This window comes from Streptomyces sp. Mut1 (assembly GCF_030719295.1).
GTDB lineage: Bacteria > Actinomycetota > Actinomycetes > Streptomycetales > Streptomycetaceae > Streptomyces > Streptomyces castrisilvae.
On sequence record NZ_CP120997.1, the window covers coordinates 7157573 to 7175460 of the forward strand.

The following is a 17888-nucleotide window of genomic DNA, read 5'->3' on the forward strand; positions in this document are numbered from 1 at the left end:
TGATGGCAGAGATATCTTTGGCGATGGCCGCCAGTCACGCTCCTGGCCTGGCCGGCTGGTTCGACAAGGCCCCCGAGGCGGACCGGGCGACGGTCCGCAAGGCTTACGACGCGATCCACGACGCCGTGGTCGAGTCGCGCACGGACGTACTCCTCGTCATCGGCAACGACCACGTGGCCAACGCCCGGCTCAACGACTACGCCGACTTCACCTTCGGCCAGGCCCCCCGGCACACCGGCCCCGACGACTGGTTCAAGCCGTGGCTGCGCATGGCCGACTACGACCTGCCGGGCTCACCCGAGAGCGCCGCGATTCTCCACGAGGCCGTACGCGACACCGGACTGAACGTCAGGGGTGTCGAGCACAACCTCCGCTTCGACGACAACCTGTCGGTCCCGGTCCACATGGCGCGCCTGGAGTCCGCCGGGGTGGCGATCGTGCCGGTGCTGCAGAACTGCACCGTCCCCCCGGTCCCGGACGAACGCGCCTGCTACAGCTTCGGCCAGACGCTCGGCGACGCCATCAGGACCCAACTGCCCGACGGACTGCGGGTCGGCCTGCTGGGGTCCGGCGGACTCAGCCACGAACCGGGCGGGCCGCGCTACCTGGACATCGACGAGAAGTTCGACCGCTGGTACCTCGACCTTCTGGAGGCCGGCGACCACGAGCAGGTTCTGTCGCAGGCCACCTTCGAGCGCATGGAGGAAGCCGGTTCCGGAGGCACCGCCGAACTCCTGTCCTGGACGGTCGTCATGGGAGCCGTCGGACCACGGCCGTGCACGTCGCTGGGATACGCCGCGGTCGACCAGTGGCGTTGCGGCGTCGGTGCGGTGCAGTGGCACCTGTGACCCTCGCGGTGGCCGACCGGCCACCACCACGACGACCGGCTCCCTCCCCGACGACCGGATGACGGAAGGACCAGTGACATGGCGCTCGACCGATTCAATCCGCTGCTGCGGACCAACGACCTGGTGCAGGACCTGAAATGGGACACCGAGCTGCGCAAGCGGTTCGAGTCCGACGAGCAGCGAGTGCTGGCCGACTACCCGCTCACCGACGAGGAGCGCACGGCCATCAGCACCCGCGACTACCGCGCGCTGCACGAGCTGGGACTGCACCCTTACCTGCTCTCCCAGCTCGCCCGCCTCGTGCACGGCAACGGTGAGAAGGCCGGGACCTCCGACGCCGCCACCGCACTCATCCGCTCACTGCTCGGCGACGAGTTCGAGACGTACATGGCGGAGCGCGATGAGTGAACAGCTGATGAGTGCTCGGGCCGCGAGAGACCGGCCCGTCATCGACATCCACACGCACGCCCTGCCGATGCCCTTGCTGCGGCAGCTGGAACGCCGCGGCCTCGCGGACCTGTCGGGCATGGCCGATCACGTACTTCGGCTCGACCCCGACCTGTGCGGCCTGGCCCCCGGCGCCGCCATCCCGTTCCCGCCCGAGCAGTACGACCTGGAACTGCGCCTGGCGTCACTGGAGAGCATGGGTGTGACCCACCAGGCGGTCGCGGCACCGCCGTTCGTCTTCGCCTCCGAGTCACCGGACGCCTCGCTCGTCATGGACGTCACCCGCCGGGCGAACGACGCCCTCGCGGAGTTCGTCGCGGCGTCGTCCGGCCGCCTGGTGGGCCTGGCAACGGTCCCCGTCGGACTGCCCGACGCGGCCGAGGAGCTGGCCCGGTGCATGGACGAACTGGGCTTCGCGGGCGCGACCCTGGGCAGCTACGGGGCGGGCCGGGAGCTGGACGACCCGGTCAACGAGGACCTGTGGTCGGCGCTCGCCGAGCGCAGGTGCTTCACCCTCCTGCACCCGAGCCGGGTGTCCTCGCGCGACCGGCTGGCCGACTACCACCTGGTGCAGCTCCTGGGATACCCGATGGAGACCGCACTGGCCGTATCGCGGCTGATCTTCGGCGGCGTCCTGGACCGGCACGACCTGGTGCTCTGCCTGACGCACGGCGGCGGCTGCGTGCCGGGCGTCGCCCCCCGCCTCGACCTCGGCTGGCACCGCAAACCGGTGGCCCGGGTCACCGAGCGGGTGCCGACGGAGTACCTGCGGCGCCTGTTCTACGACACGGCGGTGTTCGACACCAAGACGCTGGCGAGGCTGGTGGAGGACATGACCGCGCGGCACGTTCTCCTCGGCACGGACGCGCCGTTCGACCTGAGGGACCAGCAGCCCGTGGCGACGGTTCGTGCGCTGGGTCTGGAGGTGTCGCAGGAGGACGCGGTCCTCGGCGGCAACGCCGCGGCACTGCTGCGCGGCCTTTTTCCCGAGGTCGCCGGGGCTACGGTGAGCGGGGCAGGCTCACCGGTTCCCGACCTCCGAGCGCGGAGGCGGCGCTCGGACATCGGGGCCGGTCTCGCTACGCTCGAGATCGAATCCACCGCAGTCGAAGGGCATGGACCATGAACGCAGATGGCGACGTCATCGAACTCCTCCGGGCCTCGTCCCGGGCCGAAACGGTGGCCAAGGCCATCGAGGAGCGGATCGCGGCACAGAGCCTGCCCAGTGGCCACCGTCTCGGTACGAAGGAAACCCTGCGGCAGGAGTTCAACGTGGCGGCGGCCACCCTCACCGAAGCGGTGCGGCTGCTCAGCTCACGGGGCACCATCTCGGTCCGTCCCGGTGCCAAGGGCGGCATCTTCGTCTCCTCGCCGCCGGCCCTGGTCCGCCTCGGCCGCAAGATGCTCGAACTGAGCGGGGATTCGGTACCCGTCTCCGACGCCCTCGCCATGCGACATGCCCTCGAACCGCTGGTCACCCTTGAGGCCATGCGGCACCGGAGTCCCGCGGACCTCGAAGAACTGCACGCCCTGGTGCGGCAGATGACGGAGGTCGGCTCGGACATGGCGGCCTACCTGGCCATCAACTGGTCGCTGCACAAACGCATCGCGGCCATCACCCCGAACGAGATCCTGCGGCACACCTACGTATCTCTCCTGGACTTCGTCGAGAGCCGGCTGCGCAGGGTGACCCCCGCGGCCGAGTCCACATCGACCCTGGAGGGAGCGGAGGTGCACCAACGCCTGGTGGACGCCATCGGTGGGGGAGACCAGGCCGTTCTCGACGAGGTGCTGGCGGCCCACGCGGCGCTGACGGCCGACCCGTGAGGAGCGGAATGAATACAGAACGCACCACAGTCCCGGACAGCCGGGACGGCACCACCACGAGGACGGCCCTGGTCGTGGTGGACATGCAGAACGACTTCTGCGACCCCTCGGGCGTCTTCGCCCGGGCCGGCCTGCGCGTCGACGCACTCGACACCCTCACCGCGCACATCAACACACTGATCGCCGCGGCCCGCGCTGCCGGACAGCCGGTGATCTGGGTCCGGATGGAGTGGGCGGACGACGCGGCGGTGGGGCTGCTCGCGCAGCGCAGCCCCTTCCTGCGCACCGAGGGCCTGCGCGAAGGTACGTGGGGCGCCGCCGTCGTGCCCGGCCTGGACCAGCTGCCCGACGACACCGTCGTGGTCAAGGCCCGCTTCAGCGCCTTCCACCGCACCGCGCTGGCCGACGTACTGGAGCGGCTCGGCGTCGGCACCGTGGTCGTGGCCGGCGTGCGCACCGACTTCTGCATCGAGTCGACCGTGCGGGACGCCTTCTTCCGCGACCTGCACGCGATCGTGCCCGAGGAGGCCGTCGCCGGCTACTTCGAGGAACTGCACCACAACAGCCTGCGACTGATGGGCACGGTCTTCGCCGAGGTCGTTCCCCTGGAGGAGGCTGCCGGGGCGTTCGCCCCCGCCGCGGTGGAGGCCGGACAGCGATGCCGCTGATCGAGGTGACGCTCGTGGAGGGCAGGTCGCCGCAACAACTGCGCGCCCTCATTACCTCGGTGACAGACGCGGTGGAGACCTCCGTCGGCGCGCCGAGAGACAGCATCCGCGTCATCGTCCGCGAAGTGCCGCCCACGCACTGGGCGGCGGGAGACGTGACCATCGAAGAGAGAAGAGGGCAATGATGAAGGACTTCATTCCGCACATCATTGACGGCAAGGAGCAGGAGTCCCGCGACGGGGCGCGGTTCGACACGGTCGACCCGTGGACCCGGCAGCCGTGGTCCGAGGTGGCCCTCGGCGGAGCGGAGGAAGCCGGTGAGGCCGTCGGCGCCGCACGCGACGCCTTCGACAAGGGGCCGTGGCCGCGGATGGGCTTCGCCGAACGGGGCGCGGTCCTGCACCGGCTCGCGGACCTGATCGACGCGCACCGCGACGAACTCGCCATGGCCGACACCACCGACATGGGCAAGCCCATCGCGGACAGCACGGCCAAGGACGTCCCGCGTTCCGCGATGAACTTCCGCTTCTTCGCCGACCACGCCCGGATGTCGGCCGGCGAGGCCCTGCCGATGGACAGCGGCCACCACACCTACACCCGCTTCGAACCGGCCGGCGTCGTCACCGCCATCGCGCCGTGGAACTTCCCACTCATGCTGGAGACGTGGAAGATCGCGCCCGCCCTGGCCTGGGGCAACACGGTCGTCCTGAAGCCGGCCGAGGACACCCCCGCTTCCGCGACCATCCTGGCGCGCCTCGCCCTGGAGGCCGGAATGCCTCCCGGCGTGCTCAACGTCGTCCACGGTTACGGGCCCGACTCGGCCGGGGAGGCACTGACCCAGGACCCCCGGGTGGACCGCATCACCTTCACCGGGGAGTCAGGCACGGGACGGATCATCGGCCGCGCCGCAGCCGGGAACCTCACCCCGGTCAGCCTCGAACTGGGCGGCAAGGGCGCCAACCTGGTGTTCGCCGACGCCGACCTCGACCTGGCCGTCGACTGGTCGGTGAAGGCCATCTTCAGCAACGCAGGGCAGGTGTGCCTGGCGGGCAGCCGGCTGTTCGTCCAGCGCGAGGTGTACGACGAGTTCCTCCGGAGGTTCTGCGCCGCCGCCGAGGAACTGGTGATCGGCGACCCCAAGTCCCCGTTGACCCAGCTCGGTCCGCTGGCGTCGAAGACCCACTACGACAAGGTGCGTTCGTACATCGAAACGGTGGAGGCGGACGGCGGGACCGTGGCCCTCGGCGGTCTCGGTGACGGCTGGACAGTACGGCCGACCGTCGTCACCGGAGCACCCGCCTCGGCGCGTGTCGCCCAGGAGGAGATCTTCGGCCCGGTCGTGGTGGTCACACCGTTCGACACGGAGGAGGAAGCGGTGGCGGCCGCCAACGGCACCCCGTTCGGCCTCAACGCCATGGTCTTCACAGAGAACCTGTCCCGCGCCCACCGCGTCTCCGCGGCACTGCGCGCGGGCACGGTGTGGACCAACTGCTTCTTCGTCCGGGACCTGCGCGCCCCCTTCGGCGGATTCGGCGACTCGGGTATCGGACGTGAAGGCGGCACCTTCAGCCGGGAGTTCTTCACCGAGCCGAAGGCCGTGACGATGGCCATCAGTCCGGGCTGAGCCACGAGGGTCGGCTGGTACGACACCGAGCGCCTGCGCTCCGCCCTCGACTACCTCCACCCGAGGAGTTCGAGGCCCGGCACGGCCCCTGATGTTGGTCCGCATCGCATGGCCGCGGTGGCCGTGCTTCCGGCGACGCGCCCCGCGTACGGCCGCGTGAACGCGGGAGAGCCGCAACCCTGACCGGGTTGCGGCTCTCTCACGTGAAGGTGACTGCGCGGAGCCCCTGGCGGGGCAGCCCCGCTGCTTACTTCTCTACTTCTGCCAGCCGATCAGCTCGGGGGCACCCATGTTGCCGTAGTGGCCGTAGAACTGGGCGGCACCGAAGTTGGCGAGGCCCTTCTTGACGGCCCAGATGGTGGGGCCGTTGTGGAGCGGCATGATGCCGTAGGTCTCCATGGCCTTCAGCTCGGCCTCGTTGCCGGCCTTGATCTGCTCGTCGAGCGTCGGCAGGTTGGTGACGGCCTTGACTTCCTTGTCCATGCTCTTCGGCACCGAGCGGGAGACGTTGAGCGAGGAGTCGGAGCAGTACATCTGGCAGATGTAGAGCAGACCGTTCGGGTCACTCGAAATGAAGCCCATGCCGAAGATGTCGAACGAGCGCTCGGTGAACACCTTGTTGAAGTCGGCGGACGGGTGCGCCTTGATGTCGACCTTGACGCCGATGTTCTTCATCATCTGCGCGACGGCGGTGGCACGGGCCTTGACGGTGGAGCTGTCACCGATGGTGGGGAAGCTCAGTTCGAGCTTCTTGCCGTCCTTGGCGCGCACACCGTCCGAGCCGGCCTTCCAGCCCGCGGCGTCCAGGTCCTTCTTCGCCGTCTCGGCGTCGAACTTCACGAGCTTGCCGAAGTTGTCCTGGTAACCCTTCTGGAAGGGGTACAGGTTGAAGGAGCCGGGCAGCGGCTCCGTGTAGCCCATGCCCTGGAAGGTGATCTTCGCGAGCTGGGAGCGGTCGATGCCCTCCATCACGGCCTTGCGCACCGCCGGGTCCTTCAGCTGCGGCGAGGTGCTGTTGAAGACGAGGAGGTTGTTGGAGGTGGTGGAGCCACGGCGGAGCTCGGAGCCCTTCACCGACTTCACCTGGTTGAGTTCCTCGGCGTTGGCCGCCTGGACCCCGTCGATCTGGCCGTTCTTGAACGCGTTGATGCTGGCGCTCGACTCCATCTGCACGAAGGTCAGCTCGTCCAGATGCGGCTTCTCACCCCACCACTTCGGGTTGGGCTTGTAGGAGACGGTGCCGCCCTTGGCGTCGAACTTGGAGATGGTGTACGGACCGGCACCCCACTCGGCGTGCGGGTTGCTCACGTACTTCTTGTCGAAGTCGTCGACCTTGGCGATGTGCGGGTTGACGAGCCCGGAGAAGAGGGACTTCCAGTAGACGAACGGCCCGTCGAAGGTGATGACCGCCTCCTTGGCGTCCTTGCCCTTCTTGACCGAGGTGATGCTGGAGTATCCGTCGGTCGAGCCGACGTTGTATCCCTTGTTCTTGCCGTTGAGCGCGGTCCAGGTGTCCCGGAACGAGGTCCAGTCGATGTCCTGGCCGTCGTTCCACTTGGCCTTCGGGTTGATGCTGTACGTGACCTGGGTGTTGCCGCCCACCGTCTCCTGCTTGACGTCGGTGAGGTAGTCCTTGTTGTAGGTGATGTTGCCCTTGGGGTCGTTGAAGGACAGCACCGGCTGGTAGAACCAGCCGATCTTCGACGTGTACAGCGACGCGTTGCCGTGGAAGTTGTTGAGCTGGTCGGGAATCTCCACGATGGGCAGCGTCAGCTTGCCGCCCTCCTTGAGGTTGCTCGCGGGCTGCGGGTTGTACGAGGTCAGGACCTCGTTCTCCGAGGTGGCGCCCTTGGACTTCTCCTTGCCGGAGTCGTCGGAGTCGCTGCTGCTGCACCCGGTGAGGACGAGGGAGGTGGTGGCGGCGAGCGCCACCAGACTCAGAGAGATCTTTCTCATGACGGCCTTGGCCTTTCAGCTTAGTTGTCGACAGACGTGGTCGTGCCCGCGAAATGGCATGCGTCGCGGTGGTCCGGGTCCCCCCTCTCGGTGAGCAGAGGAGTGATACCGCGACACTGCTCCTTCTGCGGCTCCGACAGCGTTGTGTGGAGCGGACACCTGGAGACGAACCGGCAACCGGGCTGTTCGTCGGTGGGACTGGGAAGGTCGCCCTCGAGCAGGACTCGTTCCCGGGTGCGTTCGGCGACCGGGTCGGGCAGGGGAATCGCGGAGAGGAGCGCCTTGGTGTAGGGGTGCCTGGGGTTGTCGAAGACGGAGTCGGTGGATCCGATCTCGACGATCCGCCCCAGGTACATCACCGCCACACGGTCGGAGATGTGGCACACCACCGACAGGTCGTGGGCGACGAAGAGGTAGGACAGGCCCAGCTCGGCCTTGAGGTCGTTGAGCAGGTTGATGACTCCGGCCTGCACCGAGACGTCGAGGGCCGAGACCGGCTCGTCGAGCACCAGCAGCTGGGGCTTGGTGGAGAGGGCGCGGGCGATGCCGATGCGCTGCCGCTGCCCGCCGGAGAAGGCCGAGGGGAAGCGGTCGCGGTGCTCGGGGTCGAGGCCCACCAGCTCCATCAGCTCGGAGACCTTGGTGCTGAGCACCTTCTTGTCGCCCTCGCCCACCGCGCGCAGCGGCTCCGCGAGGATGTCGAAGACCGTCATCCGGGGGTCCAGTGCGCCCATGGGGTCCTGGAAGACCATCTGGATGTTGCGGCGGACGGCGCTGACGTCCCGCCCGCGCTTCAGGTCCGCCGTGTCCTGGCCGCAGACGGCGATGCTGCCCTGCTCGGGCGGCTTCAGCCCCATGATCTCCAGCAGCGTGGTGGTCTTGCCGCACCCCGACTCGCCGACCAGCCCGAGCGTCTCGCCCTCACGGATGTCCAGGTCGATGCCGTTGACGGCGAAGACCGTGCCCACCTTGCGCTTGAGCAGGCCGCCCTTGGTGAGCGGGAAGGTCTTGGTGACACCGGAGAGTTCCAGGACCTTCGGCCGGTCCTCGCGGGGGACGGCCGCGACGCGGTCCTCCCGGTCCGCCGGGACGGGGAAGATCGGCTCGCCGCCGATGGCGCCGTCGCTGATCTCGGCGGCGCGCCGGCAGGCGGTCGAGTGCCCGGTACCGGAGTCGTCACCGGAGACCGCCAGCAGGGGCGGCTCGGCCTCCCGGCAGGCGTCCTGGACCGCCGGGCAACGCGCCGCGAAGGGGCAGGCGTCGGGCAGGTCCACCAGGAGCGGCGGCGTCCCCGGGACCGGGGTCAGCGCCTCCCTGGCACGGTCGTCCAGACGGGGGATCGCGCCCATCAGACCGATGGTGTACGGCATCCGGGGCTGCGCGAAGAGCTCGTCCACCCCGGCATGCTCGACCGGACGGCCGGCGTACATCACCATGACGTCGTCGGCGGAGCCGGCCACCACCCCGAGGTCGTGGGTGATCATGATGACCGCGGCGCCGGTCTCACGCTGGGCCGTCTTGAGGACTTCCAGGATCTGCGCCTGGACGGTGACGTCCAGGGCGGTCGTCGGCTCGTCGGCGATGATCAGGTCGGGGTTGTTCGCGATGGCCATGGCGATGACGGCCCGCTGCCGCATGCCGCCCGAGAACTCGTGCGGGAACCCCTTGGCGCGGCGGTCGGGGTTGGGGATGCCGACCAGGTCCAGCAGCTCGACGGCCCGCTTCCAGGCCGCCGCGGACGACATCTCCTGGTGGATCTGGAGGGACTCGACGATCTGGGCCCCGATGCTGAAGATCGGGGTGAGCGAGGAGAGCGGGTCCTGGAAGATCATGCCGATCTGCTGACCGCGGACCTTGGACATCCGCCGGTCGTCCAGGTCCAGGAGGTTCTTCCCGTCGAGCATGATCTCGCCCGTGACCGAGGCGTACTCGGGAAGCAGCCCCATGATGGCCATCGACGTGACGGACTTGCCCGAACCCGATTCGCCCACGATGCCGAGGGTCTTGCCGCGGTGCAGGTCGAAGGAGACGCCGCGGACGGCTTCCACCCGGCCGGCCTCCGAGGGGAAGGCCACCTGCAGGTCGCGTACGGACAGCAGTGCCCGCTTGGTACCGGGCTCGGTCGTGACTGCGCGCTGCTCGATCATGCGCGGCCTCCAGACTGCGATGTGGGGTCCAGGGCGTCGCGCAGACCGTCACCGATGAGGGCCATGGCCACGGTGAGCAGCACCACCAGCGCCGCGGGCATGTAGAACAGCCAGGGAGCGGTGGACAGGGTGTTCTGCCCGTCGGCGAGCATGGAGCCCAGGGACACGTCGGGCTGCTTGACGCCGAAACCGATGAAGGAGAGTGCCGTCTCGGACTGCACGGTCGAGGCGACACCGAGGGTGAACGTCACGATCAGCAGGGACCCGATGTTGGGCACCAGGTGGCGGATGATGGTTCGGATCGCGCTGACGCCCATGAAGCGGGCCGCCATCACGTACTCGCGCTCCCGCAGGGAAGTGGCCAGGGACCAGATCACCCGGGCGGTGAGCATCCAGCCGAACAGCGTGAGGACCACGACCAGAACCTGCCACTCACCCCGGAAGTGCGTACCGACCAGGGCGATGATGAGGAACGAGGGCAGGATGAGCAGGAAGTGCACGAAGCCGAGCATCGCCCGCTCGATCTTGCCGCCGAAGTAGGCGGCGGTGGTGCCGAAGAGGCCGGCGATGGCGGTGGTCAGGAGCGACACCACCACGGCGATGATCAGCGACCTGCCGAGACCGTGCACGAGCTGGGCGTAGGTGTCGTTGCCCGCGCTGTTGGTGCCCAGCAGATGGCCGTCGACTCCGGGGGCGACGGAGAGCGCGGTGAAGTCCGCCTCCATGTGGTCCCACTGGGTCAGATACCGGCCGAACAGTGAGAAGAGCACGAGCAGGACGAAGAGGACCAGACCGAGGAGCGCGGGCTTGTTGCGTGCGAAGCGCCGCATGTAGAGCCTGGACGGGGAGAGGCGCTTGCCACCGGGCGCGGGCTTCCCCGGCTCCAGGGCTTCGGCGTTCTCGGGACGCGCCTCTTCTGCGGCGGGTCCGGCACCGGGCATGTTGATGGCCACGTCAGCTCACCCTGATCCTGGGGTCGAGAGCCACGACGACGAGGTCGGCGAGGATCGCGCCGACGGCCGTCATGAGGGCGCCGAAGGCCGCTACGGCGACGACGCCGTGCACGTCGTTCGTACTGATGGTTCTGGTGAAGTACTCACCCATTCCGTGCCAGGCGAAGACCGTCTCCGTGATCACCGCACCGGTGAACAGCGCCGGCATCGCGAACGCGACCTGGGTGGCGACGGGAATGATCGAGGTCCGCAGTCCGTGCCGGTAGATCGCCTGCTTCCGGGTCAGCCCCTTGGACCGTGCCGTACGGACGTAGTCGGAGTTGATGTGGTCCAGCAGGAGTGAACGCTGCAACAGGTGGTATCCGGCGTACGAGATGAACGTCAGCGAAATGGTCGGCAGGATCGCGTGCATGGCTCTGGACCCGAGGACCGCCCAGAACCCGACCACGTCGGGGCTCTGCGCTCCGGCCACCGGCAGCAGCGTGCTGCCCAGGGACTGGTTCAGCGCGATGGCCGCGAGCACCACTCCGAGGGAGGCGACCGCGGAGGGGGTGTTGAAGGAGATCACGGAGATTCCCTGCCACGCCCGGTCGGCGGCCTTGTACTGACGCGACGCGGTGTAGACACCCAGCCCGACCCCGATGACGATGGAGAGGATCGTCGAGGCCAGAACCAGCTGGCCGCTGACGAAGATCCGGTAGGAGACCTGGTCGTTGACGCTGCCCCCGGTCGGCGACTGGCCCCAGTCGAAGCGGGTCACGACCCCGGAGATCCAGTGCCACCACCGATCCATGAGCGGTTTGTCCGGATTGAGGTTGTAAAGCGCCAGCGATTGGTTGATCTGGGCTGGAGTTCGAGGCGGTCGCAACGCGGTGTAGTTCGACGCTGGCTTGAGGAAGGCATTAGCGAGGAAGTACGTGAGGTTGGTTGCGATGGCGATCATCAAAAACCAGCCGACTGCTTTGCGGGCGATGTAACGCAGCACTGTGAGCCGGCCTTTCTTGACATGGGACGAATCGGCCCGCAGTTCCGGTGAGTGACTGGACGCTTGGCCGCGTTGACCGGGCACCGGGTTGCGAGCGCTCGGACAGGACGTGCGGACCCTCGGGTTCAGAAAATGATTGGTGCGAGAGGGGTCCGGTGGAGGAGCCTGGGACGTGCTGGCGGTCCTGCACAGGTGGGGTGAACGGGCGGTGCGCCGGGCATGAAGCGACAACCTTGCGTCGGATTGGGTCAATTCAAGGCGACCACCCGATTCGGCAGTGCCGCTGCTGACGATTCCAACTGCCTGTGGGCACGTCAAGGCTGGTCAGGTCGCGATCCGGTTAAGCCGAAGCCGCATAACGGACATACTTCGCGAAAGTTTTCAACGCCATGGTGGACGCGCGGAGAACGGAGAATCTGCAAGGTCCCAAAAGGTGCGGAACGAAACATCCGTTCCTATCCGCCTTTTTGCGGCCACTTCGAGGCGCCGGCGGGGGCGGGCCGAGGGCGGGCTCGATACGGGCGAGCCGGATCGCGGTGGTGCCGCGGGCCTTGGGCGCGCGGGGTGCGCGCCGGAAGCCGGTTGATTACTAGGACGTCCGACTATATAGAGTGAAAGCCGCTGTGGGGCTTCCGGCCCGGCAGATGTGCCGCCGCCGCACGCGTCGACGTCCGGACGGCCGAAATCGTCGGCGCGCCTCGCTACTTGCGGACCGCGCGAACCGGCACGCCGCCCCCGGGCGGCAGGGCGTGTCCGTCATGGGAACAGCGCGGTGCGGGGCCCCGGCGTCGCCGTGGCCCCGCACCCGTGTCGTGCCGCCGTACGGTCAGCCGGTGGGGAAGCTGTCCGGAGTGCTGATCCGGCTCTTGATCAGTGCGCCCGATTCGGTCAGTACGCCGTCGCCGCTGTAGTCGCCGCCGTCGCAGGTACCGGGCCGGAACGCGGCGCTGCTCTCGTCGGCGTCGGAGTAGGTCCAGTTCGCGTAGCCGATCTTCAGCTGATCGAGCAGGTTCAGCCAGGCCGTGGTGCTCTCGCGGTCCATCGCGCCGCCGCCGGTCGCGCTCACCGTGCCGAACTCGGTGACGAACATGGGCAGTCGGGAGGCCGCCCGGCTCAGCGTGGCGCGGTAGTTGTCCTTGTGGCTCGCGGCGTAGAAGTGGAACGCGTACATGATGTTGTCGGCGTTGACGGGGCTGTTGACGATCTCGTTCTCGTCGGAGCCGTCCGAGACGCCCAGCGAGGACCAGCCGCGGGTGCCGACGATGACGACCGCGTCCGGGTCGGCGGCCCGGATCACCGGGATGACCTGCTCGGCGTAGCTCTTGATGCCGGCCCAGCTCACCCCGTTGGGCTCATTGGCGATCTCGTAGATCACGTTCGTCTTGCCGGCGTTGCGGGCCGCGACGGACGCGAAGAACGTCTTCGCGCGGTCGAGGTTGAAGTTCGGGTCGCCCGGCGTCAGGGTGTGGAAATCGATCAACGCGTACAGGCCCCGCGCCTCGGCCTGGTCGACGAGGCCGTTCACCCGGTTGGTGAAGCCCTCCGGGTCGGTCTCGTAACCGTCCTCCTGGACGTACATGGAGATGCGCAGCAGGTCGGCCTTCCAGTCGTCCGCCAGTGCGTCCAGGGACGCGTCGTTGTAGCACTGGTCGAACCACTGGATGCCGTGCGTGCTCATGCCGCGCAGCTGTACGGGGCGGTCGTACTGGTTGCAGAGGTTCACGCCGCACACGTGGACCTGTCCGTTGATGCCCACGGGGGTGCCGGACGGGGTGCCGTCGCCCGGGTCGGGCGGTGTCGTTTCATCGTCCACGGAGCCCGTGCACGCGACGCCGTTGAGCGTGAACGCCGTGGGCTCGGGGTTGGCGCCGGTGAACGAACCCACCAGGCCCAGGTCGGCGGAAGCGCCGGTGGCCAGCGCGCGGTTCCAGTCGATGCCGGCGGCGCTGACCGCGGAGCCGGACTGCGACCAGGTGGCGTTCCAGCCCTGGACGACCTTCTGGCCCGGGTCCGGCAGGGTGAAGCCGAGGGTCCAGCCGTCGACGGGGGCGCCGAGGTTGGTGACCTTGACCCCGGCCTGGAAGCCGCCCTGCCACTCGCTGGTGACCGTGTAGTCGACCTTGCATCCCGCGGCGGCCACCGCGTGCGGGCTGAACGCGACGGTGAGACCCACCACCGTCGCGCAGGTCGACAGCAGAGCCAGTAGGCGTTTCACAGCATTCCTCCATGTATGACGCGGGGACGATGCGGTGGGAGCGCTCCCGACGGCCGGTGGTGCGCGAGCGGCCGGACTTCGCCAGGTGAGCGGATGGTGCGTCGGCGCGGTCCGGTGCCGGAGTGGGCCGAAGGGGCACCGCAGTGATGGGAGCGCTCCCAATCTCGGGGCTCTCCGACGCGCCGTCAAGCGGTTGGACAGGATTGGCCGTTGCTTCCCCGGTGGCGGGCGGGCCGGGGTCCGGCCCCGGCCGCCGGTCGAGCGGCCCCGGGCGGCCGTGTGATCCAGGCGCTCGTGGACGGTCCGCCGGAAGCCCCGCCCGCGCCCCCGGCGAGCCGTAGGATCAAGGGTTCTTGGGGGTGGGAGCATGTCGAAACGGGGTTCCGGGACGCCGACGCTGGAGGAAGTGGCCGCCCTGGCCGGAGTGGGGCGGGGCACGGTCTCCCGGGTGATCAACAACGCGTCGGGCGTCAAGGCGTCCACGCGCCGCGCGGTGCAGCGCGCCATCGACGAACTCGACTACGTGCCCAATCTGGCCGCGCGCTCACTGGCCGGGCGGCGCGCGGGTGCCGTCGCGCTGGTGATGACGAAGTCGGACTGGCGGCTGTTCGGGGAGCCGTTCTTCTCGGAGGTCGCGCGGGCGGTCGGGGACGCCCTGACGGAGGCGGGCGTGCAGCTGCTGCTCACACTGGTGCACACGGACACCGAACGGCAGCGGCTCGTGGAGTACGTGCGGGGCGGGCGGGTCGACGGGGCCCTGCTGATGTCCGTACCGGCGGGGGACCGGTTGCCCGACATGCTCGCCGACGCCGGGCTGCCCACGGTGCTGCTGGGCAGGCGCTCGGGCGAGGAGCGGGTGACCTATGTGGACGCGGACAACGTCGGTGGCGCGCGGGCCGCGGTCGGACACCTGGTGAGCGGCGGGCGACGCGCCATCGCCACGATCACGGGGCCGCCCGAGATGTACGTCGCCCGGTGCAGGCTGCTCGGTTACCGGGAAGCGCTGCGCGACGCGGGGCTCGGCGAGGTGCCGTCCCTGGTTGCCCGGGGTGATTTCACCGAGGCCAGCGGGCGGCGGGCGATGGCCGGGCTCATCGAGCGGCACCCGGAGGTGGACGCCGTCTTCGCGGCGTCGGACAGCATGGCGGCCGGGGCGGTGGCGGCCCTGCACGCGGCCGGCCGCCGGGTGCCGCAGGACGTGGCGGTGGTCGGCTTCGACGACTTCGAGCTGGCCGAGCAGACCGAGCCGGCGCTGACCACAGTCCGTCAGCCGATGGAGGAGATCGGCCGGACCATGGTGAGGTTGCTCCTTGAGGAGATCGACCAGCCCGAGGTGGCCTGGCGCCATGTGATCCTGCGGACCCGGCTGGTGGTGCGCGAGTCGGCCTGAGGCGGCGCCCGCGCGCATCGCTGCGGCCGCCCCGCGCCGGTTCGGCGGTGGGCCGCCGCTCGGGTCCGTCCGGTGCGCGCGGCTTCGGTCCGGTCGGTGCGCGTGCGGCTTCTGTCACTCCTCCGTGCTCCGTGCGGCTGCGGACCGCGCGCCCCGCGCTGCCGCCCGGCCTGAGCCGCTGTCGTCGTCGGGCCGCCGACTCCCGCCCCCGATCGGTCCCGGAGCCGTCCCGGCGGGCTTGTGCGACGGTTTCCGCCGCGAGGGTTGTCAGGGGCATGGCTAGCTCCTACAGTCCCTACGAACCATTGAGTGGGAGCGCTCCCAAGCTTGGCGGTCGGCGCTTCCGATGCCCCTTGCCACCCCACCCGGTCCTTCCTGAATCGTTCCCGGGCACCCCACTCGCCCTACCCCGCAGACCGCCCCGGAACCACGCGCTCCCACCCCGGCGCGCGGGCCCCGGGCGGACGAAGGTTTCGTTCACGAACGGTGTGACCGCAGGAGAGGAGAAAGGTCCGACCGGCAGGCAGTCCTCACACAGGCACAGGAGACACCATGGCTCGACGCAGGAAACAACTCGCTTCCCTGATCGTGGCGTTCGCGACGATGCTCGGCGGGATCGCTCTGACCTTTCTGGGCCAGGGCAGCGCGCAGGCGCACGGCGTGACGATGATGCCGGGATCGCGCACCTACCTCTGCTACCTGGACGCCCAGACCAGCACGGGCGCCCTCGATCCGACCAACCCGGCGTGCAAGGCGGCGCTCGCCGAGAGCGGCCCGACCGCGCTGTACAACTGGTTCGCCGTACTCGACTCCAACGCGGGTGGACGCGGCGAGGGCTATGTGCCGGACGGGAAGCTGTGCAGCGCCGGTGACCGGTCGCCGTACGACTTCACCGGATACAACGCCGCGCGCGACGACTGGCCCCTGACCCACCTGACGTCCGGGAGCACGATCGAGGTCAAGCACAGCAACTGGGCCGCGCACCCCGGCTCGTTCCGGGTGTACCTCACCAAGCCCGGCTACTCGCCCACCAACGAACTGGGCTGGGACGACCTGGAGCTGATCGACACCGTCACCGACCCGCCGCAGGTCGGATCGCCAGGCACGGACGGCGGGCACTACTACTGGAATCTGGACCTGCCGGCGGGCCGCTCGGGTGACGCGCTGATGTTCATCCAGTGGGTGCGCTCGGACAGCCAGGAGAACTTCTTCTCCTGCTCCGACATCGTCTTCGACGGCGGCAACGGCGAGGTGACCGGCGTTCGCGGGTCGGGCGAGACGCCGACGGACCCCACGGACCCGACCGACCCCACGGACCCCACGGACCCCACGGACCCGACGGACCCGACCGATCCGACGGACCCGCACACCGGGTGCATGGCCGTGTACAGCGTGACCAGCTCCTGGAGCGGTGGCTTCCAGGGCTCCGTCGAGGTCATGAACCACGACACGACGGCACGTGACGGCTGGGCGGTGCAGTGGGCGCCCGGCGCGGGCACGGAGATCAACAGCGTGTGGAGCGGAGTGCTGACCTCGGGGCCGGACGGCACGGTCACGGTCAAGAACGCCGACTACAACCGGACCATCCCGCCGGACGGCAGCGTGACCTTCGGATTCACGGCGACATCGACCGGTAACGACTTCCCGGTCGGCTCGATCGGCTGCGTCACCCCGTAGCCGAGGAAGGCGGCGGCGCCGGCTCCCGCGTCCCACGGGGAGCCGGCGCCGCCGCGCACCATCGGTGGCAGGCGGTCGGGGAAGGGTCTCAGCAGCCGGTGGTCCAGGTGTGCGAGCTGCCGCGGTCGTTCGCGCCCGCGTTGTAGCCGACCTCCTGGCCGGGGGCGAGACAGAGCGTGACCCCGCCGGTCAGCTCGCGGCCGTCGTAGATCTTGACGTGGTCGGGCACGCCCGGTCCGGAGACGCCGTGGTTGGCCCAGGAGGAGTCCTGGTTCGACATGTCGCCCTCCCACCAGTGGTCGTCGCCGGAATGCTCGATCTTCATGCCGTTGAAGTTGGCGTCGGTCCAGACGCAGAAGTAGCCGCTGCGGCAGCTGGCAGCCTCGGCGGAGGCGGAGGTGGCCAGCAGACCGGTGACGGAGACCACGAGGGCTGCGAGGAGAGTGAGGAGGCGCTTCATGCGGATGGATTTCCCTTCGGTGGCGTGCTGTTCAGAACGGTGGTGGCTTCGGCGAGGGCGTGCGCGCGCAGGCGCTGCCAGTCGGCGATCTCGGTGTGGTGGCGGGCCCGGACCTCGGCGAGTGTCCGGTGGGTGTGATCGGCCTCCGGCCGGAGGTTGTTGACGACGACCGACGCCCGGAACCAGCCGGGCTGGTCCCCGTAGAGCCGCCGCTGCGCCGCGGCCAGACAGCCATCGGTATGACCGCGGACGACGTAGCCCGTGGGCAGGGACACGGACAGTTCGGCCCGGCCCGTCCCGAAGAGAGCCGCGTCGACCCGGTCGTCCCCGTCCCCGGACGGCCGGCTGCCCGGCCCGCCCCGGGGCGGTACGAGTCCCTGCCGGGTCAGGCACGCGTCCGTCAGGCGCTGCGTGGCCGCCTTGATCACCTCGTCCGGGTCATCGGCGGGCCCGGACGTCCCGGCGGCGCAACCGGCCAGGACGGTGCAGGCGGTGATGACCGCGCAGACCAGGGCGGCGGCCGGGGCCGGCCTCCCGGCCCGGCATGAGCGACGGCGTGTCCCCGCCGTGAGATGCACGTTGATCACAGCCATGGTGTCTAGTGGCCGCGGACCTCGCCGCAACAGGGGCCGGGGCGGGAACTCACCCGTGTGGGTGCCGATTTCACCCGGGGAAACGTTGCGGCAGGCCC

The 17888-nt window shown here is 69.3% G+C and carries 16 protein-coding genes; 9 read left to right on the forward strand and 7 right to left on the reverse strand.

Annotation, left to right across the window (positions count from 1 at the left end):
* Nucleotides 1-23: 23 nt before the first annotated feature.
* The 7 genes from P8A18_RS30945 (at nt 24) to P8A18_RS30975 (ending at nt 5414) form a co-directional block, all read left to right on the forward strand.
* The gene (locus P8A18_RS30945) at nt 24-848 is read left to right on the forward strand and encodes a DODA-type extradiol aromatic ring-opening family dioxygenase (RefSeq protein WP_306059921.1); all 825 of its coding nucleotides are present in this window, start codon (nt 24-26) and stop codon (nt 846-848) included.
* Between the two features lie 78 nt (nt 849-926).
* Nucleotides 927-1256 (forward strand): hypothetical protein, encoded by a 330-nt coding sequence (locus P8A18_RS30950; RefSeq protein ID WP_018552330.1) that lies wholly within the window; start codon nt 927-929, stop codon nt 1254-1256.
* Complete coding sequence (locus P8A18_RS30955; protein ID WP_306059924.1) at nt 1249-2421, forward strand: amidohydrolase family protein; 1173 nt, start codon at nt 1249-1251, stop codon at nt 2419-2421. Before P8A18_RS30950 ends, P8A18_RS30955 begins: the two co-directional genes overlap by 8 nt.
* On the forward strand, nt 2418-3122 hold the full coding sequence (locus P8A18_RS30960) for a FadR/GntR family transcriptional regulator (RefSeq protein WP_306059926.1): 705 nt from the start codon (nt 2418-2420) through the stop codon (nt 3120-3122). Before P8A18_RS30955 ends, P8A18_RS30960 begins: the two co-directional genes overlap by 4 nt.
* 8 nt (nt 3123-3130) lie before the next feature.
* Nucleotides 3131-3790, forward strand: a complete 660-nt coding sequence (locus P8A18_RS30965) for a cysteine hydrolase family protein (protein ID WP_306059928.1) — start codon at nt 3131-3133, stop codon at nt 3788-3790.
* Nucleotides 3781-3975, forward strand: coding sequence for a 2-hydroxymuconate tautomerase (thmT, locus tag P8A18_RS30970; protein WP_018552326.1), 195 nt, complete (start codon nt 3781-3783; stop codon nt 3973-3975). Before P8A18_RS30965 ends, thmT begins: the two co-directional genes overlap by 10 nt.
* Nucleotides 3975-5414, forward strand: a complete 1440-nt coding sequence (locus P8A18_RS30975) for an aldehyde dehydrogenase (RefSeq protein WP_371933804.1) — start codon at nt 3975-3977, stop codon at nt 5412-5414. Before thmT ends, P8A18_RS30975 begins: the two co-directional genes overlap by 1 nt.
* A gap of 255 nt (nt 5415-5669) precedes the next feature.
* Here the strand turns inward: P8A18_RS30975 and P8A18_RS30980 are convergent, their stop codons facing one another.
* The 5 genes from P8A18_RS30980 to P8A18_RS31000 all read right to left on the reverse strand — a co-directional run bounded on the left by P8A18_RS30980 (nt 5670) and on the right by P8A18_RS31000 (nt 13670).
* The gene (locus tag P8A18_RS30980) at nt 5670-7370 is read right to left on the reverse strand and encodes an ABC transporter family substrate-binding protein (protein ID WP_306059933.1); all 1701 of its coding nucleotides are present in this window, start codon (nt 7368-7370) and stop codon (nt 5670-5672) included.
* 20 nt (nt 7371-7390) lie between these two features.
* Nucleotides 7391-9517, reverse strand: coding sequence for an ABC transporter ATP-binding protein (locus P8A18_RS30985; protein WP_306059935.1), 2127 nt, complete (start codon nt 9515-9517; stop codon nt 7391-7393).
* The gene (locus tag P8A18_RS30990) at nt 9514-10470 is read right to left on the reverse strand and encodes an ABC transporter permease (protein ID WP_018552322.1); all 957 of its coding nucleotides are present in this window, start codon (nt 10468-10470) and stop codon (nt 9514-9516) included. Before P8A18_RS30990 ends, P8A18_RS30985 begins: the two co-directional genes overlap by 4 nt.
* 1 nt (nt 10471) lies before the next feature.
* A complete protein-coding gene (locus tag P8A18_RS30995; RefSeq protein WP_018552321.1) occupies nt 10472-11263 on the reverse strand; it encodes an ABC transporter permease in 792 nt (263 codons plus the stop codon).
* Between the two features lie 1018 nt (nt 11264-12281).
* Nucleotides 12282-13670 (reverse strand): cellulase family glycosylhydrolase, encoded by a 1389-nt coding sequence (locus P8A18_RS31000; RefSeq protein ID WP_306059938.1) that lies wholly within the window; start codon nt 13668-13670, stop codon nt 12282-12284.
* A 367-nt stretch (nt 13671-14037) separates the two neighbouring features.
* Here P8A18_RS31000 and P8A18_RS31005 point away from each other — a divergent pair, with 367 nt between their 5' ends.
* Nucleotides 14038-15060, forward strand: coding sequence for a LacI family DNA-binding transcriptional regulator (locus P8A18_RS31005; RefSeq protein WP_306059940.1), 1023 nt, complete (start codon nt 14038-14040; stop codon nt 15058-15060).
* A 552-nt stretch (nt 15061-15612) separates the two neighbouring features.
* The gene (locus tag P8A18_RS31010; protein WP_306059942.1) at nt 15613-16737 is read left to right on the forward strand and encodes a lytic polysaccharide monooxygenase auxiliary activity family 9 protein; all 1125 of its coding nucleotides are present in this window, start codon (nt 15613-15615) and stop codon (nt 16735-16737) included.
* Between the two features lie 88 nt (nt 16738-16825).
* Here the strand turns inward: P8A18_RS31010 and P8A18_RS31015 are convergent, their stop codons facing one another.
* Together P8A18_RS31015 and P8A18_RS31020 are read right to left on the reverse strand one after the other, a co-directional pair.
* Nucleotides 16826-17197 (reverse strand): peptidase inhibitor family I36 protein, encoded by a 372-nt coding sequence (locus P8A18_RS31015; RefSeq protein WP_306059944.1) that lies wholly within the window; start codon nt 17195-17197, stop codon nt 16826-16828.
* Nucleotides 17194-17790: a hypothetical protein gene (locus P8A18_RS31020; protein WP_306059946.1), complete on the reverse strand. Its 597-nt coding sequence runs from the start codon at nt 17788-17790 to the stop codon at nt 17194-17196. The genes P8A18_RS31015 and P8A18_RS31020 overlap by 4 nt, the downstream gene beginning before the upstream one ends.
* Between the last annotated feature and the right edge of the window lie 98 nt (nt 17791-17888).